The following is a 23,604-nucleotide window of genomic DNA, read 5'->3' on the forward strand; positions in this document are numbered from 1 at the left end:
CACAACCCCGGGCTACTAAACCCGACCACTGATGGGCAGTGGCAGGGAAACGATAGAACCCGGGGGCAAGGCGCACAAGCGGGCGGATTCTGGCGTAGTTGTAGGCAATGGCGCAAGGATTCGTAGCTGGGTGGAAGCGTTGCGAAGGGAGAATAAACAAGCCTTTGTAATGCCCAGGATTCGGGGCGAAGGAGCTCGTTCCCGCTCGGTGGCGCAGCGGTTTTTCTGTAGGACTGCGCCGGCCTTTTTGGGGCTGCTGCGCAGCCCAGCGGGGATAAATCCCCTCGCCACAAAATGTACGTCCACCGCCACCTCCTTGTGGGAGCGAGCTTGCTCGCGATGGCGGCAGCACAGCGGTCATGCCAGAGTGCAGTCTAAAGGTGTTTGAACAACCTGAAGTCAGGCCATTTGAGCTTCAATTTCTGCGAGCAAGCCTTGAATTAAGCCTGCCGCATAACGCTGTGCGCTAATGAGGTCGTCTTCATCTTCGCCGCCATGAAACCGTGCGTATGCGACTGCCCCCACCTTTTCAAAACCTTCGCTGAAATGATCATCGCCAAAGCGCCGGGCCAATGCAGCCAATCCATCGCTTACGGCCTCTCCATGCCTCCCCGTGCGAATTCGCTCGACAAAAAGCCTGGCAACATTTTCAAGTGAGCCTGAGTACCGAACTACATGGATGAGATCCGCTGCATCCTTGTTCTCTTGCCGCTGGTCAAGGGCAAGCGCTTTCAGAATCACGAATGCAGGCACGTCTGCAAAACGTATGATATCGACCGACATTCCTCCACTGTCGAGCAGTTGAGCACCGACCTCTTTTTCTTGATACCAGTCGTGCACGATTCTGGCGTGTTTAATGGTGAGTGCTGAGACCTGCTCACCGCTGACGCTTACGGCCTTTCCAGGTTGCTCGTCACCGGCATCACGCAGTAGCTCTACGACGACCTCAATATGCTCATCAACTTGTCTGCGCCATCTCCAAGACGTTGGTTTTCCATTCTCGACCCAACGTACAAATCCTCGCGCCTTCAACTGATCGGCAAGACTAACGTATTCGTCGCCGGTCGCTAGGACTTCCGGGTTCAGCACAATGTCTACATCAGACGTACCCGCATGCGTTGGCACATCTGGTGGCGCCTCTGGAGTCAGGTAGCGAGGCACTAGGCCGCCGACTAAACGCAATGTGTCCTTCAAATTACCAAACGCACTGAGTAGCGTAAGCAAGGTCCTCTCACAGGCGTGCGTCACATCAGCGTCGTACCCCGCAGCCGTGCGGGGTTTCAATTCCTTGCCCATTCAATCTCCAAAAAATTCCTGATGTGCTCAGCCAGCTCTTTGTTTCGCCCTCTACCATCAAGGAGATCAAGATACAGAATGTATGGGCTTGCAAAATATGCAGGGTATTCAGGGTGCGGCTGCCTGAACAGCAAGCTAGTGCCTTCACGCTCAGTGATGGTTACGTTCGACCCTTTTTTTGCGGGCTTGAGCCCGAGCATATCCGCCATGTCCTGCGTATACCCCTTAGGAACAATCAGGTCGACGGTGTCTGTGCTTGTGAGCAAGGGTGCGAATACGTTTCCAGCAGCGGTCCCTGTGAATGCCCATGGATAATCGACCTGCTTTTCGGCAACCGTTTCTGCAACCCGGGCAAGCAGGTGCTTTGAGCTTTCCACAAACGTATACCAAGTGGATGAGTTCTCACGTGCTCGCGCCTGCCATTGCTCGGCCCACGCGTCGAGTAAGGCTCCAGGGTTGACCAACCGTCTCCGGCGGGTCGGCCCTCCACCTACAGACTCGCACCATTCGCGCTGCGTTAGCTCTTGAAGCACCAGTGAGCAGGTGTACTGAGAGGTTTCTGCCAAATTCGATAGCTCGGTTCCCGTCAGCCATTCATGACTGTGCATTAGCAGCGAATGAATGACGTTTTCGCGAGCATCTGTAAAAAGCTGTATCGCTCGCCTTGAGGTGTTGGGTTTTGATGGCCGCTGTATATCAACTAGCCAGTGGCCATGTTTTAGGTAGAGGCTTCCACCTAGCTCAAAAAATGCGATGTCTCTCTCTTTCAGTTCTTTCTTTGCGCCAGGACTCAGCGATTCCGCTGCAATCATCCGGACACTATCCACATCGCGGAGGCGATTTCGTTCAAAACTGTCCAAGCGCCAGACTGCGTCTCGGATGTCTCGGGGGTAAGCACTGCCAATGACCTCGACGAGGATCTTTAGGTCTTTAGCTGACATGCTCAGCTCGATCACACCGTCGGGACTTGCGTTTAGGCCTTCATGCCCATGATAAAAATCCAGGCCTGAGTGCACTTTAACGTGTGCCTCGTGACCAAAGGCGTCAGTGAGACTGTGCTCTAAGCTATCCAAGACCTGACCCTCAAGCTTGGAGTCCCAATCATGATGTCGTTCCATATCTTAGCTCCAATCCCATCTTTAGCTGGCCAGCAAAACCTCTGCAAGAAGCAATACCTTAGCCCAAATTAGGTGTTTAGCTGAACAGCTAAATAAGCCGAATAAGCTAATCATAGATCGTTTTTTGACCTATGAGGATTCTGGGCGCATTAGGACGGGCTTGTAGCTGGTTGGCGACGGTGCTTGCTCCTCGCCCGGGGGCGGCTACGCCGGTCAAACGATTGAATCGAGATCCAGCGTATACGGTTCACCAATGGCGTACCCGTGAGCACCACGGATCAATTCACTGTCGTCAGCCCGAGCTGGTGCCATCGCCAGTTGCTCCACCTCCCTGTTTTCCGGGTGTGCCTGCCAGCGGGCCAGGTCTTGTGCCAGTTGCTCGGGGTGTTCCGACAAGCTCCCATAGACGTCTTTTTCGCTGACCGACGCAGTGCGCAACGTAGCCAGACGCGCGCGGGTGCTGTGCAGCTTGTCGACCTCGCGAATGAGCGCAATGTTGATGTCGCTTTCGCTACGTCCATTGGGCGCGCCTCGTCTCGCCAGGGAGCGCTCTTCATCACGCAGCTGTTGGGTAATCCGTGCCAGCGCATTGTCGATCCATTCATATTCGCGTTTTGTCGCCAGTGGGCTTCCGGTTATGTGCGCTTCCTGCCAACGGCGCAAGGTCGCCCAGCAAGCAGGGATGTAGCTGGGGAGCATGAAATGGTTGCCGGTTTGGATGAGTTGGGCCAGTAAGGCCGGGCGATCCGGCAGGCCATGTTTGTGCTCGAGGGCCACCTCGCAGGCGGCGTGTTGGGTGATGGTGTCGCAACGGGGCATCCACAGGATCGAAGAGCGCTCCTTGCGATCGAATTCTACTGGCAGGAAATGTCGCAAGATCCCGTGGTGTTCATACGATTCGCCCGTCCAGCGAGTGATGCCCGCGATGAACACGGAAAGGCCGACCGGTACGTTGGCGAATGCAAGGGCCAATCCTGTGCCATAAACGTTTCCCTTGGTATTCATCCAACTGCCGGGCACGCTGGGTATCGGGTCGTTGTGGTTGACCATTCGGTAATGCACCAGGGGGGCGGCGTTTTTTGTGAAGGTGGCATCGGCGGCGCGAGGTGCGCCATAAGTGTAGAGCTGGAGGGTGTAGCCTTCCGGTCGGCGCCGCAGCATTTCTGCCAGCAGCAATGCTACTGCGCCGCCCAGGCTGTGACCGCAGATCAGCAGTTTTTGCCCGGCGTAGAACCGGTCCAGATAACTCGTCACGAAGGCCGCAGTTTTTTTGGCGGCGCCATAGAAGCCTCGATGCACCTGGCCGACACCTTCCTCAAACGGCACTTGGCGTGCATCGGCGTCGCGCAGGAAGTCGGCGAGTTGCTGGGTGCCGCGCACGGCTATCAGGATCAGCTCGTCGTTGTGGGTGATGTAGGCCTGGGTGTCCGTGCTGTCTTCTTCGCCGGTGTCGTCAAGAAAATGGACTTTGGCGGGATGCTCTTGATGTATGCCCAATTCAGGATCGTTGACCGCGTAGAGGGCCGGGTCGAATGGCACGATCTCCAGGCGTCTGGAGTAGGGCACGTCTTCATACAGCGAGTAGTAGGGTTTTCTTTGCCCTGGATAGCACTCCCCGAGTTCCTCGGACTTGGCCAGTGCATCGGCGAACCAGTTACCCACACTTGGCTGTCGGGTGAAGCTCACCGCCGTTGTGATCGGAGCCTTGTCGGGTTTCTGGCCGAAGGAGCAATAGGTCAGTGTCGACATCAGGGCCAACTGGTACAAGTTGAGCGCGCAGAATGCTGAGGCGGTGGACAGCATGGGCCGCAGGGCACGCAACGGCCGTATTTCTAGTACCGTGTGTTTTTGCGGCATCACAGCCACGCCGAGCTTGCCATGTTCGCCCATCAGTCGTGCCGGCCCTGCCGGTTGCGGGTAATGGCGGTACACCTCGGGTGGCAAATGTGCGACGTGCTCGACCAGATGCCGCACTTCCACCTGGAAAAAGTCGTCTGCGCAGGCTTGTGCCGGGTTTTCCCGGGTGCGGGTGGCGTTTGGGTTCAGGTAGCGGGTTTGCTCGGCGCGAACTTGCAGTTCAGTGATCTTGAGGGGGTAGTGAGCTCTGCGTTGAAGCTCGATATAGAGTTTTTCCTGCCCTTGACAAGGTTGCTCAAAGGTAAGGGCAATGGGCCCGGCGTAATGGTTGGTGACCTTGCCGATACCCCTGGTATCCAGATTGCCCGAATATCTTTGTCCTTCCGAATCGGTAGCGACATAGGCCAGCCCCGCATAAGGCTCACCAGAGCCCCATTCATCGACGAGCTGAAAGCTGGTCCATCTACCCCCTACAGGGCAGGTCAGATTGCGGCTGCTCAGCCTTGATTCCAATTCCTTTTGAAACGACGTCATACGTGATCTCCTTATTCCGTACAACCGGGGTAAATAGTGCATTTGCGTCCGTCGGGCATCTGAAAACCGCTGAAGTCTTTGTGATTACCGAAACAAAATGCGTATGGGTCTTCGAAACTATCGCCCATGCAACGCTTCCAGCCGTTGGGCACCTTTATCCAGGTATCACCCATGTAGGGTCTCTCTTCGCGGGCCAAGTTGATCTTCATCCTCACGGTTCTACCCGGGAGCTGAGCAAGGGTGTACGCCGAGAAAGGACGCCCGCGCCCAAGCTCGCCCTGTGGGTTGGTTTTTTTGCAGTCGAGGAGTTTTCTGAGGATGCGAGGCTTGCCTGACGTGCGGAACAACCATTGGCATTGGCCGTAAAAAGTACTTTCACCCGCTTCGCTGAAAACACCTTTGTATTGTTCTTCCAGGGCATCGCGAATCACGATATTGGCCGAGTCCTGACTGATATCGCTCCAATCCTTGCCGTAGGCGGAGTGGATTTGGAGTTCGATGCGATTGATCACCAGCGGGCAGCCCATGCGGGTGCGGCGAATGACGATTTCGGAATCAGGTTTGTAGGCCTCGCGCCACGCCCTGTTGAACACCGGTGCTTTGTTATATCGGGTCTCGACGGTGCAGGTTTCGCCTGGGGCGGGTACGTAGTACACCGCCGCACGATAGGCAAAGTCAGGCGGCAAATCTGCCGTGAAAATAAACGTGTTCGGTGGTTTGTCGGCACAACCTGTCGCCATCGCCAGGCAACCGTTCAAAGCCGCAATTCGCAGGGCATGTTTCATCGCGGCGCGTCTCCTTGGCAGAACGCCGCCATCAGGCGCACCCGCTCAAAATGCTCGTCGGGCTTTTCTGCTGGGCGTACTTGCCAGTACGACGCCCGACTATAGGCGGGAGCTTGCAGGCCTTGGGTCAGCAAAAACTCCAACTGCTCAGGCGTCTGCCAGTGCCATGCCCCAGCCTGATCGAGCGTGGCGCGCAACCACATTTCCGGGTCCTGTTGTTCGGCAAGTGTGGCGAAGGCCTGGACATGCTCGGCCAACAGGAAACGGCGGGCATTGAGCAGGCGAGCTTGCGTTGCTTGTTGCGGGGTAGCAGGCACCTGCAACCAAAGAGGTGAATCAGGCACTGGATATGTCCCAGGCGCCGGGTTGCCCGTGCTTGCCCAACCCGTGTCCTGCCAATAGCAAACACTGAGCGCCGGTCCGAGGTAAGCCGGATAGGCTTCAACGGGCAAATGTTTGAGCGCCCGGGCCAGGACTCGATTGTCATGGAAGCGATACAGCACCTGATGAGGACGTTCTCCAATGATCAACCGCTCACGCCAGTGCTCCACCAGTTTTGGCAGGCCACCTTGGGGAACGCTGGCAAGCCATCCCCAGTGGCTGTCCGGTCGGTTGAGCAATTCATTGATAGGTTCGTCGCCGGGCCGCTCGACGCTGAACACAAAGGGCCCGGCGTCACCCAGCTCGGCAACCAGGGTTTGGGCGTAGATGCTCAGGTATTGGTCGGGACGACGGCTCTTGAGCAGTGTCTGGCGCATGGGGTGCTCATTTTCTGAGTCCAGGACGACGCACAAGGCATGCCCGAGACGTTGCTGCTCGATCAGCCATCGGTGCGGGAATGAGCGAGTCATGCGGCGGCTTCCGTTGGGCAGAAACCCTCACGGCAAGCCTCGCAGACAGGGCAGAAATCCAGTCCCGCTGCTTTGCTGGCCGCTATCAGGGCACGTTGGGTGGGGGCGAGCTCCGGCGAGGGATCCGTGGAGCCTGGCGTGAACGACGATGCGGTGATACTGCCCATGGGCGCGCCGCCGAGCTGGATTGCACTGCTGCTGTAGACACCGCTGTGGTCGATCACGATGTGCTCGCCACCGGCTTTCAAACTGAGGGTCGCACCTGCTTCAAGGACCAGATGGGCACCCGCCTTGATATGCACGTGTTGTCCGGCCTCGACGACCATTGTCTGATCGACGCGGGTGTGTCGGTTGGTGACGCGCAGGTAATCATTGCCTTTGACCTGGACTGATCGGTCGGCGGCCGTGGTTCGATGCTCCTCGGCGTGCAGCACGGTGATGCTGTTGCCCTTGATGGTTTCCCGCCGATCGTTGCCAATCTCCAGGCGGCTGTCGTTCTCGATTTGCTGTTCCATGTCGCGCTGGGCCCGCAGATAGATCAGCTCCTGACCTGCGCGATCTTCCAGATGCAACTCGTTGAAGCCTTGGCTGCCCGGCGAGCTGCAAGAACGAAACACCGTGCGGGTCTTGTGTGCCGGCAACGGGTAGGGCGCGGCATTGGCGCTATTGGTCAGGCACCCGCTGATCAAAGGCTTGTCAGGGTCTCCTTCCATGAAGGTCACTAGCACCTCCATGCCCACCCTCGGGATCGTGGCGCCGCCGTAGCGGTTGCCTGCCCAGTTGGAGGCGACTCGCAACCAACAACTGCTGCCGTCGTCGAAGTGTCCCGCACGATCCCAGAAAAACCGGACCTTGACCCGGCCATACGGGTCGCAGTGAACATCTTCACCCTTGGGTCCCGTGACAATTGCCGTCTGGCTGCCCGATATACGTGGTTTTCGATAAACCCGCTGCGAGCGGAAGATCGCGTTCCAAGGCGTGGCAACAAAGCGATTGCGATAGCCCTGGTTGAAGTGGTCTTCATGTCTACCTGTGTCGCAAGGGGCCATTTCCTCCAGCACCTGCGGCTGCTTGCCTTCGTGATGCACCTGGGTCAGGAGCCATAGGTCATTCCATTCCTGGCGAGGGTGCTCACTCAATGCCAGGAAGTGTCCCGTCGTCAGTGCCGGCTGATTGCTCTTTCCTTCAGCCTGGACGTAGTCGGCGCGATGGCGCTCCAAGGTCCTCTGGCTCAATAACTTGCCGCGTTTTTCCTGGGTAAAGTCACCCGGATATACATAGGCCTCCACCTCTGGCCGGACCGCTTCGAGGCTGGGCTGGCAACTGCTCTCCAATAGGCGTGTCGACTTCCTGAAGTCGTAGTCACGACGCGTGACGCGGCTGGTTCGGGGTTCCAGCCGCAGGCCAAACCGATGGATAACCGGTTCGTCGTAAACCATCCCGTTGTCGTGTTTATAAATAGTGTGCTGTTCAAGTCGGGGAAATACGGTCTGGTCATCACCCAATACCAATTGATGGCCCGACTCATTGTGCTGAAAATGGTAATGCAGGCCTTCTTCGTGACACAGGCGTTCAATGAAGTGCAAGTCGGATTCTCCATATTGCACGCAGTAATCACGAGGGGGATAACTTTCACTTAATTGGAAACGATGAGCATCCGTGAGAATGCCGTGCTCCTTGAAAATCGTTGTGATGATTTGCGGCACACTGGTTTGTTGAAAAATTCGCTGATTGGTGCGGTGTTCCAAATAAGCCAGTCGTGGCATTAATCTTACTTTGTAGTAAGTCAAGCGATTGCAGGTGTCGCCTTGTGCAACGCGATAAATCAGGCCGTGGACACCGCGTCCCTGTTTATCGAATGTTAGAAAGGCTTGCCTGTTTAATAAATGTTCCAGATTCATGTCGCTTTGTTCGCTTACAAGTTCAATATCGAACGAATAAGGTGCGCTGATGGCTTCGTAACCTTTGAAGGCCACGACTTGGAGATCATGTTTGAGATCAGTAATCGTGAGACGGAAGCTGGGCAAATCAAGGGTATGGAACATGCGAACGTCCTTGGGCTGTGGCTTTGACTCCTGCTCTCATTGAAGCAGCCTTGCTGGATGCGCGCGCAGGCGCTGGTAAAAAAAGAAAAGGATGTAGGACTTTTCTCTGGAAGAGAAAGAGGTTGCGAATGAAATAATTCGAAGTGGTTTTCGTTGCCTGGACTGGAGGGTCAAACGTTGTCAACGACCGTTTCGTCTTCGGATGTTTCAGCGAATGTCTATTTGCATTTATTTCTTTGAAAAAAGGAAAGCTCCTACTTTTTTATCCTGAAAACCTTGGCATTCTTCGCAGCGTTCGGCTGGTAAAAAAGTGGTGTGAGTTCAGGAGGAAGTGGCTGGATTATGTTTGGCGAAACTTCCTACAAGCGAAGCTGAATATTTACCACTCAATAACCATGTCGTCCAAACAACCCATGCCACAAACCGAATTGTCTTAGCAGGGGCGTGAATGTCGTATTCCGAAAAACTGTCCGTCCATTATCTGGCGCTCGCCGAAACTCCTGTGTCCAAGGAAAGTTTTGCGGGTGCGGATGTGCGTTTTTCAAATGAATACGAAGCCTTGGAGCGCGAGGTAAGCAAAACCCAGTCAATGCATGAAAGTGGCCATGTCGACTGGCCGAAGGTTCTTGAGGCAAGTGAAGCGTTGTTGCGCACCCAGTCGAAGGATCTGCGGGTGGTGGCCTGGCTGGTGTGGGCGCTGTATCAGTGTGAGTCGTTCCAGGGGTTGCTGGCGGGTCTCGGTCTTTTGCAGCACTTATGCAAGCACCATTGGCTGGACATTCATCCGCTCAAAAATCGAACCCGTGCCGCCAGCATCAATTGGTTGATGCCTCGCCTTGAGCAAGCGTTCGGCGATGACATTGCGATCAAGGAGCAATTGCCGATATTCCGTCATCTGGCGGCGCAACTGGAAGGCCTCGACGCTGCTTGCACCGCCCACTTGGGTGATGACGCGCCTCTACTGCTGCCGCTGTGTCGGCGCCTCAACACCATGATCCAGCGGGCCACCGAAAACCTGCCGCAAACGGGTGCCATTGGAACGGTTGTGGCCCAGGTAAAGCACGTTGCCACCCAGCTGTTCACGCCCGGCACTCCGATCGAGAACGAAAAAGAAGCCCACAAGGCCCTGCGCGTCCAGCAGGAAGGTGCGCGGCCGTTATGCACCTGGTGGCTCAAACAAAAAGCGACTGACGCTCGTGCCCTGCGCCTGAATCGCACCATGCTCTGGCTGGCCATCGATGTATTGCCCGAGCGCAACGCCGAGCGGGTCACCCAGTTGCGTGGCCTGCCGGCGGACAAACTCAAGGCTTATCAGGACCGTCTCCAGCAGGGCGATTACGCAGACCTGCTTGTGGATATCGAGGCGAGCCTGGCGACGGCACCGTTCTGGTTCGATGGCCAGAGGCTTGCCTGGGAATGCCTGCAAGGGCTGAACGCCGAATTGGCCATGTGTGAAGTGGAAATCCACTTCGCGTCATTCATCCAGCGCCTGCCGGGCATTATCGAGTTGCGCTGGCATGACGGTACGCCGTTCGCCGACTCGGCCACCCGGGGTTGGATCGCCGTCCAGGTCATGCCTCACCTGCAAAGTCCCGGCGGGGCCCCCACAGCCGATGTCACCGACAACCAGGCGCCTTGGGAACTGGAGCTGGAGGAGGCCGAGGCGATCCTGCGCAAGGACGGTCTCAAACCTGCCGTTCAGTTGCTCCGGCAAGCCATGCAAGGCGCCCATGGGACACGCGAGCGATTCCTCTGGCAGTTCGCGCTGGCTCGACTGTGCTTCTCAGCCAGGAAATACGAACTCACCAAGGTTCAACTGGAGGCACTCGATCAGACGCTACGAAACGCAGGTCTGAACGCCTGGGAACCCCTCCTGGAACTGCAGGTGCTGCACCTGTTGCACAGTTGCTGCGAGTTGTTGCCACAGAACCACTCTGTACGTGAGTGCAAGGAAGAGACCCATCGCAGGTTGTGTCACCTCGATCTGGAACGGGTCATTGAATAGGTCTCAGAGTCCCAAACTGTAAGGAGAAAGTCATGGCCAAAGAAGGCTCGGTCGCCCCTAAGGAACGCATCAACGTCACCTTCAAACCCGCCACCGGCGGTGCTCGGGAGGACATTGAACTGCCGTTGAAATTGTTGGCGCTCGGTGATTACACCCACCGCAAGGACGAACGCAAGGTCGAGGATCGCAAGCCGATTGGCATCGACAAAATGACCTTCGACGAAGTGTTGGCCAAGCAAGCGCTGAGCCTGACCCTGAGCGTACCGAATCGTCTCCAGGCACAGGACAGTACTGAGGAATTGGCGGTACAGCTGCGCTTGAACTCGATGAAAGACTTCAACCCGGCGAGCCTGGTCGAGCAAGTACCGGAACTTAGCAAGCTGATGGCGTTGCGCGACGCGTTGGTGGCGCTCAAGGGCCCATTGGGCAACGCGCCGGCGTTTCGTAACGCCATCGAAGGCGTACTCGCCAATGACGATTCCCGCCGTCGCGTCCTGGATGAGCTGGGTCTGGATACCACCGCGAAGAGCGCTTGATTCTTTCAGCCAAGGAAGCCGAAACATGAGTACCCATGCAGTACAGCAGCAGAGCCAGGACAACGCGGATTACAGCATTCTGGAACGCATCATCGCCCAGACCCGCCTGACCCCGGACGATGAGGCCTACGACATTGCCAAGCGCGGTGTATCCGCGTTCATCGAAGAGTTGCTCAAGCCGCAAAACAGCGGCGAACCGGTCAAGAAAGCCATGGTTGACCGCATGATCGCCGAAATCGACGCCAAGCTCAGTCGCCAGATGGACGAAATCCTCCACCACCCGCAATTCCAGGCGTTGGAGTCGGCCTGGCGCGGCTTGCAGTTGCTGGTGGACCGCACTGACTTCCGTGAAAACATCAAGATAGAAATGCTCAACGTGTCCAAGGACGATTTGCTGGATGACTTCGAGGACTCGCCGGAAGTCATACAATCGGGCCTGTACAAGCATATCTACACCGCAGAGTACGGCCAGTTCGGTGGACAGCCGGTGGGTGCGGTCATCGCTAACTACTTCATGTCCCCAAGCTCGCCGGACGTGAAATTGATGCAGTACGTGTCCAGTGTCGCCTGCATGTCCCATGCGCCATTCATCGCCGCGGCCGGTCCGAAATTCTTCGGCTTGGAGAGCTTCACCGGACTGCCGGACCTCAAAGACCTGAAAGACCATTTCGAAGGCCCGCAATTCGCCAAGTGGCAGAGCTTCCGTCAATCGGAAGACGCCCGTTATTTCGGCCTGACCGTACCGCGCTTCCTGTTGCGCAACCCATACGACCCCCAAGAGAACCCGGTCAAGTCGTTCGTCTACAAGGAAACCGTTGCCAACAGCCACGAGCACTACCTGTGGGGCAACACGGCGTATGCGTTCGGTACGAGGCTGACCGACAGCTTCGCCAAATTCCGCTGGTGCCCGAACATCGTCGGTCCCCAAAGCGGTGGCGCGGTCGAAGACCTGCCGTTGCACCACTTCGAAAGCATGGGCGAAATCGAAACCAAGATCCCCACCGAAGTGCTGGTGTCCGACCGTCGCGAATACGAATTGGCCGAGGAAGGCTTCATCTCCCTGACCATGCGCAAAGGCAGTGACAATGCCGCGTTTTTTTCCGCCAGTTCCGTGCAGAAACCGAAGATCTTCGGTAACAGTTCCGAGGACAAGCATGCCGAGCTGAACTACAAACTCGGCACCCAGTTGCCGTACATGATGATCGTCAATCGCCTGGCTCATTATTTGAAGGTGCTGCAGCGCGAGCAATTGGGATCCTGGAAAGAGCGTACGGACCTGGAGCGTGAGCTCAACAACTGGATCCGCCAGTACGTGGCCGACCAGGAGAACCCGAGTGCCGAAGTCCGTGGCCGCCGTCCATTGCGTGCGGCGAAGGTCATTGTCAGTGACGTGGACGGTGAGCCGGGCTGGTACCGCGTTGGCCTCAACGTTCGGCCTCACTTCAAGTACATGGGCGCCGATTTCACGCTGTCGTTGGTTGGCAAATTGGACAAGGCGTAAGCACCCATGACTTACGGCAGCCTTTTCGAGCGCCTGGCCGGTGATTCTAAAAAGCGCGCGGGTTTGAGCCGCGAGGTCTGCATCGTCACATCAGTGGCTGCGCATCTGGCCAAGATGCTCAGCACCCGGGCGGGTAGCGTGCAGACGCTCGTGGATTACGGGCTGCCGGACCTCAATGACATGCGCTTGAGCCTGCACGACGCGGGGAGCCAGGCCCGCAAGGCGATCGAGACCTTTATCAAGGCCTACGAGCCACGTCTGCGCAATGTCTGTGTCGTTTCAATGCCAAGTAGCGCCGATCAGCTCCACCTGTCCTTGCGCATCGACGCCTTGCTGGATGTGGAAGGGATCAAGCGGCAGGTCAGTTTTTCCGCGTGCCTGGACGGCAGCGGTCAGGTCAAGGTCAAGGATAGCCATTGATGTCGTTCAATCATTACTACCAGAGCGAGCTGACGGCGCTCCGCCAACTGGGTCGACATTTCGCCGAGCGTAACCCGGCGCTGGCCCCCTTCCTGGGACAGGCCGGACGGGATCCGGATGTGGAACGGCTACTGGAGGGGTTTGCATTTCTAACCGGGCGACTGCGCCAGAAGCTCGATGACCAGTTGCCGGAGCTGAGCCATTCGCTGATGCAGCTGTTGTGGCCGAACTACATGCGGCCATTGCCAGCCTTCGGCATTTTACAGTTCGATCCGCTGCAGCGATCCGGCCCGGCGCTGCGGGTCGAGCGCGATACGCCGGTCGAAAGCAAGCCTGTCCAGCAGGTGCGTTGTCGTTTCCTGACGTGTTACCCCACGCAAGTCCTGGCGCTTGATCTGACTCGGTTGAGTTACTCCGTGAAAGGGGAGGGGTCGCTGTTGAGCCTGCATCTGGAGATGTGTTGCGACGGTCATTTAGGCGAGCTGCAACTGAGCCGTTTGCGCCTGCACTTGACCGGCGAGCGCTACATCAGCCAGATGCTCTATCTCAGCCTGTTACGTAATCTTGAGGTTATCGAGCTGATCCCGCTGGACGGCACCGGTGTGGCCCTGCGGGCTGCGGATGGCAGTCCAATGACATTCAGGCTCCCCGCCGACCGTGTGCAGCCGGTAGGGTTTGCCGAAGAGGAAGCGCTGGTCCCGTATCCTCTGAATACCTTTCGCGGCTATCGCTACCTGCAAGAATATTTCGCTTTCCAGGACAAGTTCCTGTTCGTCGACATCGATGGCCTGGACGTGATCAACGCCTTGCCGCACGGCAACATCGAACAGATACGCGGCCTGGAGCTGCGCTTCGATATTGGCAAAAGTGGTATCCAGCGGATGCGCCCGACGCTGGATAACATAAAGCTGTACTGCACGCCGATCGTCAATCTGTTCAAGCATGACGCCCAGCCGATCCGCCTGGACGGCAAACAGGATGAGTACTTGCTGTTGCCGGCCGATTACGACCAGGCGCACTGCGGCGTGTTTTCGGTCGAAAGCGTCACTGGCTGGAGCCCCGGAGGCCTGGGTTATCAGGCTTATGTGCCGTTCGAGTCTTTCGAGCACGATTCAAGCTTCGATGTGCCCCACAGCCGCCCCTACTACAGCGTTCGTCAGCGACCTTCGTTGTTGCACGGCGGTCTGGACACTTGCCTGGGCTTTGGTGTCCGACACACTCACCCGCATGAAACCCTGTCCATCGAGTTGATGTGCACCAACCGGAACCTGCCGCGTCAGCTCAAGCCGGGTGACATCGACCAACCCGGCGAAAAAAGCCCCGAGGGGCTGAGTTTCCGCAACATCGGCCCCGTCACGCCAAGCTTCGCGCCGCCACTCAATCACGACTTCCTCTGGAAGCTGATCAGCAACATGTCTCTCAACTACCTGTCACTGGCAGACGTCAATGCGCTCAAGGTGATTCTCGAAAGTTACGATTTTCCGCGTTACCACGACGAGCAGGCAGAGAAAGTCAGCAAGCGTTTGCTGGAGGGGCTCAAGTCTATCCGGCACCAGCACGTCGACCGCCTGCACCGGGGCTTGCCGGTGCGTGGCTTGCGCACCGAACTGACCGTCGACCCGCAGGGTTATATCGGCGAGGGCGACCTGTTCGTCTTCGCGTCGGTCCTCAACGAGTTCTTCGCGTTGTATGCCAGCCTCAATTCGTACCACGAACTGCGGGTGAACAGCACACAGGGAGAGGTGTACCAATGGACACCCCGCATGGGCCAACAGCCGCTTCTCTGAGCGTGCTGACACGAGGAATACGCGAGTACTCGTTATTCCAGGCTGTGTTGCTGGTCATTGATCGGCTGCGCGAGGCTCACCCTGGGCTGGATGATGAAGCGCTGTACGACCGGTTGGAATTCCAGGCCAACCCAAGCCTGGGGTTCCCGGCCAGCGACATTGATCGTGTGGAGTTTTTCGAAGAACACGGCCAGGTGCGGGCGCGTCTGTGCTTGAACCTGATCGGACTGGTCGGGGCGGGGTCGCCGCTGCCGGCGTTCTATGGTGAGCAGGCCCTGGGAGAGGAAAAGAACAACCCGACACGGGACTTCCTTGATGTCTTTCACCATCGTCTCCAACGGCTGATGTTGCCGATCTGGCGCAAGTACCGTTACTGCGCAAGTTTCCAGAGCGGTGCCCGAGATCCATTTTCCGAACAGTTGTACGCGTTGATCGGTTTGGGGGGCGAAGAGATTCGCAAGGCCAGCCAACTGAACTGGAAACGTCTGCTGCCATACCTGGGCTTGCTGAGCCTGCGTGCCCATTCGGCGGCGCTGATCGAAGCCGTACTGCGTTATTACTTCAAGCACGCCGAACTGAACCTCGAACAGTGCATCGAGCGGCATGTGGATATCCTTGAGGAACAGCGCAATCGCCTGGGAGGCGCCAATAGCCTGCTCAGCCAGGACCTGGTGCTTGGCGAGCGGGTGCGCGACCGCAGCGGCAAGTTCCGGATCCATGTCTGCGAGCTGGACTGGCAGCGTTTCCACGAATTCTTGCCCATCGGAAGCGGTTACCAGCCGTTGTGCTCGCTGGTGCGATTCACCCTGCGTGACCCCCTTGAATATGACATTCGCCTGGTCCTGCGCCAGCAGGAGATTCGTCAGCTGTGCATCGGTGAACAGAACACCTGCCGCCTGGGATGGACCAGTTGGCTGGGACACGAGCGCGCCGATGGGATGGTGACCCTTGGCAGCAAAATTCATTAGGAATGGATGACATGATCAACGTAGACCTTCAACAATTGATCCAGGCATTGGACGCCGAAACCAGGCGTGATCTGGAGCGCGCGGCCGAGCAATGCGTGGCCCGTGGCGCAGACAAGGTCCTGGTGGAGGACTTGATGCTGGGCTTGTTGGAGCGTCCGCAGGGGCTGCTCGCGTGTGCCTTGCAGGATGCCCAGGTCAGTGCCGGCGAACTGAGCGCGGCCCTGCAACCGCGGATGGGGCACAGTGCTTCGCGCAACCCGGTATTTGCCCCGGAACTGGTGCAGTGGTTGCAGGATGCGCTGCTGGTGGCCAATCTCGAACTCGGTCGCAGTCAGGTCGGACAAGCCGCGTTGATCCTGGCATTGCTGCGCAATCCACTCCGCTACGCCGGGAGTGCTTACCTGGCGCTGCTGACCCGACTGAACGTCGATCGGCTGAAAGCGTTCGCCTTGTCGCAACAGGCTCAACCGGTTGCCGGCCAGTCCACCACGCTGGACGACTCCCTGCTGGCGCGCTTTACCCATGACCTGACCCGACAGGCCCGCGAAGGCCAACTCGACCCGGTGCTTTGTCGCGATGACGAAATCAGGCAGATGATCGATATTCTCGTTCGTCGCCGCAAAAACAATCCAATCGTGGTCGGTGAAGCAGGGGTGGGCAAGACCGCCATCGTCGAGGGGTTGGCGTTGCGCATCGTCGCCGGGAACGTGCCCCCGGCGCTTGAGGGCGTTGAACTGCTTTCGCTGGATATGGGGCTGCTTCAGGCCGGTGCCAGCATCAAAGGGGAATTCGAGCGTCGTCTCAAGGGGGTGGTCGACGAGGTCAAGGCTTCGTCCAAATCCATCATCCTGTTCATCGACGAGGCCCATACCTTGATCGGCGGGGGTAACAACGCCGGGGGCGCCGATGCGGCGAACCTGCTCAAGCCAGCCTTGGCCCGGGGCGAGCTGCGTACGATCGCGGCCACCACCTGGACCGAGTATAAAAAATACTTTGAAAAAGACCCGGCCCTGGCCCGTCGTTTCCAACCGGTGCAATTGCACGAGCCGACCGTCGGTGAAGCGGTGACCATCCTGCGTGGCCTGGCCCGTATCTACGAAAACAGCCACGGCATCTACCTGCGTGATGATGCGGTGGTCGCGGCGGCGCAATTATCGGCCTGCTACCTGGCCGGACGTCAGTTGCCGGACAAGGCCGTCGACGTGCTCGACACCGCCTGCGCTCGCGTGCGCATCAGCCTGGCCGCTGCTCCGCAAAGCCTGGAGCGATTGCGCGGCGAGCTGGCCGAAGGCGAGTGCCAACGCCGGGCGCTGCGGCGCGATGCCGAGGCGGGCCTATCCATTGACCTTCAGGCCCTGGAAACGTTGGAGGCAGGTCTGGCGACCATCGAAGACGAGTGCCAAGCGCTGGAAATCCAATGGACCGAGCAACGTATCCTCGCGGAGCGTTTGCTGTCGCTGCGTCAGCAATTGGCCAGGGCTCGGGAAAGCGCAGTGGATCAAGACCTCAGTATTGAAGCCCTGGAAGCGGCGGTGGAGCAAACATACGGCACGCTGGTGGCTGCGCAAACCCAGGAGCGTCTGGTCAGCTTCGAAGTTTGCCCGCGACTGATAGCCGAGGTGATCAACGCGTGGACCGGTGTACCGCTGGCGCAATTGGCACGCGAGCACAATCTGAAAGTCGCCAGTTTCGCCACGGACCTGCGTGCGCGTATTCGTGGTCAGGAACCGGCTGTGCAGGCCCTTGATCGTGCGATGCGCGCCGCCGCCGCAGGCTTGAACAAACCCGATGCCCCGGTGGGCGTATTTCTGTTGGTAGGCCCCAGTGGCGTTGGCAAGACCGAAACGGCACATGCCCTTGCCGACCTGCTCTATGGCGGTGAGCGTTTCATCACCACGATCAACATGGCCGAGTTCCAGGAAAAACACACCGTTTCCCGGCTGATCGGCGCGTCGCCGGGCTACGTCGGTTTTGGTGAAGGTGGCATGCTCACCGAAGCCGTGCGGCAAAAGCCCTATAGCGTGGTGTTGCTCGATGAGGTTGAAAAAGCCGACCCCGATGTGTTGAACCTGTTCTACCAAATCTTCGACAAGGGCCTGGCCAACGATGGGGAAGGGCGGGAGATTGATTTTCGCAACACCCTGATTCTGATGACGTCGAACCTGGGCAGTGAACGTATCGACGCACTGTGCGAAAACGGCGCACAACCGAGTGCCGAGCGCCTCGAAGAATCCATTCGCCCGATCCTCAGCGAGCATTTCAAGCCAGCGCTGCTGGCCCGCATGTGCGTGGTCCCGTATTACCCGGTCAGCGGGCCGGTGTTGCGTGAGCTGGTGGAAATCAAACTCGACCGCCTGGGTGAGCGGTTGCGTCGTCGGCAGTTGGGCTTCAGTTATTGCGGACATCTGGTGAGCCATCTGGTCGAGCGCTGCAGTCGCAATGACCGTGGTGCGCGGCTGATTGACCACCTGCTCGACCAGCACCTGATGCCGCTGGTGGCCGACCGCTTGCTCACGGCCATGGCCGGTGGCGAACCGCTACGGCATGTACACGCGGTGCTCGAGGGTGAAGCCAGCGTCGCGTGCGAGTTCTCCTGAAGTGGGCGCCATGTTCAAGACGCTCTCGCAGCCGCTGGACTATGCCGAAGCACTCTTGGCGCAGTTCTTCAGCCTCTCACGTTTGGCGGAGGGTGCGGTGTTGGTGGGGAATTTCCTTCAGGGCGTGGCGCGGCTCAGCGGCTGTGAGTTGGTGCAGTTGTACGTGCTCGATGCCACCGGTACCCGCCTGGAAATGAACACCGAATGCCTGGAAGGCCAGTTGCAGTTTCGTGACCCGCAAAGCCTGCCTTCCGATTATCGCGCTGAGCAATTGCTGCAGTTTTCCCTGGGCCAGAACCGTGTGGTGTGTCTCGGCGCGTTGGGCGACAGCGTGCACGAAACCCGCTTCCTGCCAGCCCGGGCCACACCCTGGCAGTCACTGCTGTGTGTACCCCTGGTCGACCCGCAGGGTCGTGTCGGGGGCCTATTGCTGTGTGCCAGCGATCAGCATCTCGACCTGCATGGGGTTGCTGAATCCCTAGGACAGCTCGGGGCTTTTGCCCTTGGCCAGATGCATCTGCTGCAACGCCTGCAGCGTCCTGTCACCGAGCCCGTATCCGTTACCTCAAGCCTGCCGAGTGGCATCAGCTATGGCCTGATCGGCAAGAGCGTGGTGATGCGCAAGACGTGCTCATTGATCAGTAAAGTGCTGCACAGCCCCTATACCGTCTTGCTGCGGGGTGAGACCGGCACCGGCAAGGAAGTGGTGGCCCGGGCCCTCCATGACCACGGCCCGCGTCGATCCAAGGCGTTTATCGTGCAGAACTGTGCGGCGGTTCCCGAGAATCTGTTGGAGAGCGAGCTGTTCGGCTATCGCAAGGGCGCGTTCACCGGTGCCGACCGGGATCGTGCCGGGCTGTTCGACGCGGCCAACGGTGGCACGCTGTTGCTCGATGAAATTGGCGACATGCCGTTGTCCCTGCAAGCCAAGTTGTTGCGAGTGTTGCAGGAGGGCGAAATTCGCCCATTGGGGTCCAACGACACTCATCACGTCGATGTACGCATCGTTGCCGCCACTCACCGCGACCTCAAGCAGCTGATGGAGGAGGGTAAATTCCGCGAAGACCTGTATTACCGCCTCGCACAATTTCCGATCCAATTACCGGCGTTGCGTCAGCGCGACGGCGACATCATCGAACTGGCGCGGCATTTTGCTGACAAGGCTTGCACGCTCCTGCAGCGTGATCCTGTGCGTTGGTCAGACGCAGCGCTCGATCACCTGGCTGCCTACGGTTTCCCGGGCAACGTCCGTGAACTCAAGAGTGTCGTGGAAAGGGCAGTGCTCCTGTGCGAGAGCGGCGAACTGCTCATCGAGCATTTTGCGCTGCACATCGAACCCCCCTCCGAGCGCGGCCGAATCAACCTGCGTGAGCGAATGGAGCAGATTGAACGAGGTTTGTTGATCGATTGCCTGCGCGAGCATTCGGGTAACAAGACCCGCGCCGCCCGTGAACTCGGCCTGCCGCTGCGCACATTGATCTATCGCCTCGCGCGCCTGAACGTCCAGCGCAGTGATTTCAATGATTGACCCTGTCCTCGCCCTATTCGTAGCCGTTCCAGCCCGATCCTTTCATTCCTGGAGACTTTTCGATGCCTGTTTTTCCCTGGCAAGCCGTCCTGTTGACGGTTTTCGTGTCACTCACTCTGGGCGGATGCAGCGCCAATTACACATTCAACGACAGTGGTTATCGCCCTTTGGGTGATCCACAGGCGGTTAATCGCGGCAAGTGATCCCAAGGAGCCTTTGATAGATGGAACTTGTTTTCGAAATACTGAACGCCAACCAGTTCGTCCCGCCACGGCTGTGCCAAAAGACCTTTGGGCCCGCCGGTGGCGTGATCGGGCGGGGCGAGGGCTGCCACTGGGTCATCCATGACCGCGAGCGCCTGCTGTCCAAGCGTCATGCGCAGGTCAGTTTCCGTAACGGTGTATTTTTTCTGACCGACACCAGTGGCAACGGTACGACGCATCGCCAAAGCGGCGCGCGTCTACCCAAGGGCGAGCCGGTACGGATACAGGACGGAGAGGCCTACATCATGGGCGATTTCGAGGTCCTCGCACGGCTGGTCTCCAGGCCGGCGGGCCACCTTGCCGAAGCGAGCCGTCCGATGCCGATCGACAGCCTCATTCCGGATGACGCCTTTCTGGAACTCGATCCGCTGAAGGCGCTGGATCAGCAGGAGCGGGGCGTGCTGGACGTCGATGAGCTGATAAATCCCGCTGTCGTGCCGTCGGATGCCCTTGGGCGGCCGGATTATGCGCGTATCGACATGGAAAGCCTGCTCTGGCCGGAACTGGTCGAGGAGCCCCCACTTGAACCAGGCCCGCCGGCCGACGTTATTGATCACCCTCACGACGGCTTTTGGCAGCGCTTCGGTACCGCCCTGGGCATGGATCTCGAAAGCCTGGATGGCGAGGCCCGCGAAGCCCTGGCGATCAATGCCGCGCTGCTGCTCAAGCAAAGCATCCAGGGTTTGCAACAGAGCCTGCGTACTTGTTCGGAATTGAACAGCGAATGGCACCAGGCCCAGACCTATGAAGAGCGGGTTCGCTTGATTGCCGGCCTGCAAATCGACCACCACGGATGATGTCCATGCCGCACTGCACGATGCACTTATCCAAAATTTTGCCGGCGTTAGCCACGACCCTGCTGCTGGCCGGTTGCTCCGCGTTATCGCCCTTTTCGACGATGACCAAGCTCAACCTCACCCTGACGGCCAGTGATCAACTCAACCCCGACCTCAATGGACGGCCATCACCCGTGGTGGTGCGGTTGTTCGAACTCAAGCACCCCGTGGCTTATGAAAACGCAGATTTCTTCAGCCTCTATGAGCGCGCGAGGGAAACACTGGCACCTGATCTGGTTTCCAGCGAGGAGCTGGAACTGCGCCCAGGCGAAACCGTCGAGCTCAGGCTCGCTATCAGCGGGGATGGCCGTTACGTCGGCATACTGGTGGCGTACCGTGACCTGCCACGCGCCCGCTGGCGCTACACACTGCCGGTGGCGGCGACGCAGTTGAATGAAGCGAACCTGACACTCGACGAGGATGGGATTGCCAACACGCTTGAGCGACTGGCCAAGGTGGATGACCGATGAATCACGATAAGGTCATCTGGCAGGAAGGCATGCTATTGCGCCCGCAACATCTACAACACAACGATCGCTACTTCGATCACCAGTTGAAGGTTCGCACTCGGTTGCTGGCCAGCTACGCCTGGGGGTTCCTGGCGCTGGAGATCGATCTGCAATTCCTCAACATGGGGCAACTGGTGGTCAGCCAGGCCAGCGGGGTCCTGCCGGACGGCAGTCTGTTCGAGCTGGGTGGCAACGCCGAGCCGCTGGCCTTGGAAGTACCGTCCAATACCCGCAATACACCGATCTACCTCGCGCTGCCATTGGTGACCGGCAATCACATCGAGTCCCGTCGCCCGGAGCAGTCGGATGTATTGGCACGCTACACCCTCTACGACGCGCAAGTGACCGACTCCAACGCCGGGGATGCCGGTGCAAGCCAGATCAGTTGCGGCCGCCCGGACCTGCGCCTGCTGTTGGGCGAACAGCAGAGCGACCATGCGTTTGTGAAGCTCAAGCTCTGCGAGGTGCTCGATACCACGGCCGATGGTGTCATCAGGCTCGATCCGAACTTTGTGCCGACCTTCATCCAGGCCCGCTCCTCCCATTATTTGCTGGCGTGCCTCAAGGAGATCATCGGCATGCTTGCCCATCGGGGCGATAGCCTGGCCGAGCGGGTCCGCTTCAATGGCAAGGCTGGTGGTGCGCAAGTCGGCGATTTCATGATGCTGCAACTGATCAACCGCAGCGAACTGTTGCTGCGTCATTACCTGGACCTGGAGCAGGTGCACCCCGAAACACTGTACCGAGCGCTGCTGGCCTTGCTGGGTGACTTGGCAACGTTCTCCGGTGACAGCAAGCGTCCACCGCTCAACAACCGCTACCGGCACAGCGATCAAGGCGCGTGTTTTCGAACCCTGATGCAAGCGATCCGCCAGGTTCTATCGATGGTGCTCGAGCAGCACGCTATCGAGCTGCAACTGCAGCCGCGCCAATACGGAATCATCGTCTCGCCGATGCAGGATCTGACACTGCTGGACACCGCTTCATTCGTACTGGCGGCAAGTGCCCACTGTGAAGGCGAAGAGCTGCGCCATCGATTGCCGGCGCACCTCAAGGTCGGTTCGGTGGAGCGTATCCGCCAGTTGGTCAACCTGCATCTACCCGGCATCAAGATCAGGCCTTTGCCCGTGGCCCCTCGGCAGATTGCATTCCATGCCAACAAAACCTATTTCATTCTCGAGCCTAACGCCGAAGACCTGGCGCAACTGAAGCGCTCCGCAGGTTTTGCGTTCCATGTCAGCGGTGATTTCGCCGAGCTTGAACTGAATTTCTGGGCCATCAGGAACTGAACCAAATGGATAAGGAAAGTCCTCAGGACGAAAAAACGGTCCTTCTCGACCACCATGGACAACGCCCTGTTTCAGGGCCCTTGACCGACGCTGCCGCACCACCGCGTTTCGAACAGTTGCAAGAGCGAATGATCTACGCCGCGCACCTGCCGCAGCCCCAGGTATTCACGGTCAGCCTCAATCCGCTGGTGGCGGCGGCGTCCGGATTGCTGTCGCACATGGTGCAGCTCAAGCACGGTCGCGAACGCGAGGACCTGCACGCCCTTAAAGGAGAGCTGAAGCGGGGCCTGGAGCAGTTCGAAGCCTGTGCCTTGCAGGGGGGTGTTGAAAACAGTCAGTTGATCGCCGCGCGTTACGTGCTGTGCACGGTGATCGATGAGGCGATTGTCACCACGCCGTGGGGCCACGGAGGTGGTTGGTCACAGATAAGCCTGCTCAGCACCTTCCACAATGAAACCTTTGGCGGCGAGAAAGTCTTTCAATTGCTCGAGCGCTTGTCGAAGAACCCCATCAAGCACCTGCCGATGCTTGAGTTGTTGTACCTGTGCCTGTCCCTGGGTTTCGAGGGTAAATACCGGATTCAGGCCCGTGGGATGCTCGAACTCGAAAGCCTGCGCGATGCCCTGTATCGACTGATTCTCCAGACCCGCGGCGACACCCCGCGTGAACTGTCGCCTCACTGGGAAGGCTTCGACGGTGCGCGACGTCGTCCGGTGCGCATTGTCCCGACCTGGACGGTGGCGGTGTTCACGCTGGCCTGCCTGGGGGTGATGTACGCGAGTTTCGCCTGGGTATTGGACGAGCAACGCAAAAGCGTATTGCAACCTTATCAACTGTCAGAACCGGTCGCTGCCCAGCCGCTGCCGTAAACAGGGACGT

The 23,604-nt window shown here is 58.5% G+C and carries 18 protein-coding genes and 1 pseudogene; 13 read left to right on the forward strand and 6 right to left on the reverse strand.

From position 1 onward, the window contains the following. Positions 1–399 precede the first annotated feature (399 nt). The 6 genes from BM317_RS31025 to BM317_RS08335 form a co-directional block, all read right to left on the reverse strand. Positions 400–1,296, reverse strand: coding sequence for a hypothetical protein (locus BM317_RS31025; protein WP_092473905.1), 897 nt, complete (start codon positions 1,294–1,296; stop codon positions 400–402). Beyond that, the gene (locus BM317_RS08315; protein ID WP_092473908.1) at positions 1,281–2,414 is read right to left on the reverse strand and encodes a type IV toxin-antitoxin system AbiEi family antitoxin; all 1,134 of its coding nucleotides are present in this window, start codon (positions 2,412–2,414) and stop codon (positions 1,281–1,283) included. Before BM317_RS08315 ends, BM317_RS31025 begins: the two co-directional genes overlap by 16 nt. A 213-nt stretch (positions 2,415–2,627) precedes the next feature. Next, positions 2,628–4,805 carry a lipase family protein gene (locus BM317_RS08320; protein WP_092473910.1) on the reverse strand — a complete coding sequence of 726 codons (2,178 nt, stop codon included), beginning with the start codon at positions 4,803–4,805 and terminating at the stop codon, positions 2,628–2,630. 11 nt (positions 4,806–4,816) lie between these two features. Next, positions 4,817–5,590: a hypothetical protein gene (locus BM317_RS08325; RefSeq protein WP_092473912.1), complete on the reverse strand. Its 774-nt coding sequence runs from the start codon at positions 5,588–5,590 to the stop codon at positions 4,817–4,819. After that, on the reverse strand, positions 5,587–6,441 hold the full coding sequence (locus tag BM317_RS08330) for a DUF4123 domain-containing protein (protein WP_092473914.1): 855 nt from the start codon (positions 6,439–6,441) through the stop codon (positions 5,587–5,589). Before BM317_RS08330 ends, BM317_RS08325 begins: the two co-directional genes overlap by 4 nt. After that, positions 6,438–8,486 carry a type VI secretion system Vgr family protein gene (locus BM317_RS08335; RefSeq protein ID WP_092473916.1) on the reverse strand — a complete coding sequence of 683 codons (2,049 nt, stop codon included), beginning with the start codon at positions 8,484–8,486 and terminating at the stop codon, positions 6,438–6,440. Before BM317_RS08335 ends, BM317_RS08330 begins: the two co-directional genes overlap by 4 nt. Positions 8,487–8,934: 448 nt before the next feature. On the opposite strand from BM317_RS08335, the gene tssA reads away from it, so the two are divergent. From tssA to icmH, 13 genes and pseudogenes are all read left to right on the forward strand, one after another. Beyond that, positions 8,935–10,491, forward strand: a complete 1,557-nt coding sequence (gene tssA, locus BM317_RS08340) for a type VI secretion system protein TssA (RefSeq protein WP_092473918.1) — start codon at positions 8,935–8,937, stop codon at positions 10,489–10,491. 32 nt (positions 10,492–10,523) lie between these two features. Further along, positions 10,524–11,027, forward strand: coding sequence for a type VI secretion system contractile sheath small subunit (gene tssB / locus BM317_RS08345; protein ID WP_092473920.1), 504 nt, complete (start codon positions 10,524–10,526; stop codon positions 11,025–11,027). Between the two features lie 25 nt (positions 11,028–11,052). Further along, positions 11,053–12,528 (forward strand): type VI secretion system contractile sheath large subunit, encoded by a 1,476-nt coding sequence (gene tssC, locus BM317_RS08350; RefSeq protein ID WP_092473922.1) that lies wholly within the window; start codon positions 11,053–11,055, stop codon positions 12,526–12,528. Positions 12,529–12,534: 6 nt separating this feature from the next. Beyond that, positions 12,535–12,948, forward strand: coding sequence for a type VI secretion system baseplate subunit TssE (gene tssE / locus BM317_RS08355; RefSeq protein WP_092473924.1), 414 nt, complete (start codon positions 12,535–12,537; stop codon positions 12,946–12,948). Continuing rightward, positions 12,948–14,735: a type VI secretion system baseplate subunit TssF gene (tssF, locus tag BM317_RS08360; protein WP_092473926.1), complete on the forward strand. Its 1,788-nt coding sequence runs from the start codon at positions 12,948–12,950 to the stop codon at positions 14,733–14,735. The genes tssE and tssF overlap by 1 nt, the downstream gene beginning before the upstream one ends. Next, a complete protein-coding gene (gene tssG, locus BM317_RS08365; RefSeq protein ID WP_092473928.1) occupies positions 14,699–15,703 on the forward strand; it encodes a type VI secretion system baseplate subunit TssG in 1,005 nt (334 codons plus the stop codon). Before tssF ends, tssG begins: the two co-directional genes overlap by 37 nt. Before the next feature lie 11 nt (positions 15,704–15,714). Further along, positions 15,715–18,300, forward strand: a complete 2,586-nt coding sequence (gene tssH, locus BM317_RS08370) for a type VI secretion system ATPase TssH (protein ID WP_092473930.1) — start codon at positions 15,715–15,717, stop codon at positions 18,298–18,300. Between the two features lie 10 nt (positions 18,301–18,310). Further along, positions 18,311–19,828: a sigma-54 interaction domain-containing protein gene (locus tag BM317_RS08375; RefSeq protein ID WP_092473932.1), complete on the forward strand. Its 1,518-nt coding sequence runs from the start codon at positions 18,311–18,313 to the stop codon at positions 19,826–19,828. Between the two features lie 62 nt (positions 19,829–19,890). Beyond that, positions 19,891–20,031, forward strand: coding sequence for a type VI secretion protein (locus BM317_RS31030; protein ID WP_092200458.1), 141 nt, complete (start codon positions 19,891–19,893; stop codon positions 20,029–20,031). 20 nt (positions 20,032–20,051) lie between these two features. Further along, positions 20,052–20,834, forward strand: a pseudogene (gene tagH, locus BM317_RS08385) (type VI secretion system-associated FHA domain protein TagH); the annotation flags it as partial. A 59-nt stretch (positions 20,835–20,893) separates the two neighbouring features. Then, positions 20,894–21,397, forward strand: a complete 504-nt coding sequence (gene tssJ, locus BM317_RS08390; protein ID WP_092473936.1) for a type VI secretion system lipoprotein TssJ — start codon at positions 20,894–20,896, stop codon at positions 21,395–21,397. Continuing rightward, positions 21,394–22,725 carry a type VI secretion system baseplate subunit TssK gene (tssK, locus tag BM317_RS08395; protein WP_092473938.1) on the forward strand — a complete coding sequence of 444 codons (1,332 nt, stop codon included), beginning with the start codon at positions 21,394–21,396 and terminating at the stop codon, positions 22,723–22,725. Before tssJ ends, tssK begins: the two co-directional genes overlap by 4 nt. Before the next feature lie 5 nt (positions 22,726–22,730). After that, entirely contained in the window at positions 22,731–23,594 is an 864-nt protein-coding gene (gene icmH, locus BM317_RS08400) for a type IVB secretion system protein IcmH/DotU (protein ID WP_092473940.1), read from the forward strand. Positions 23,595–23,604: the final 10 nt, after the last annotated feature.

The sequence above is a fragment of the Pseudomonas sp. NFACC24-1 genome (genome assembly GCF_900115235.1).
Taxonomy (GTDB): Bacteria; Pseudomonadota; Gammaproteobacteria; order Pseudomonadales; family Pseudomonadaceae; genus Aquipseudomonas; species Aquipseudomonas fluorescens_AA.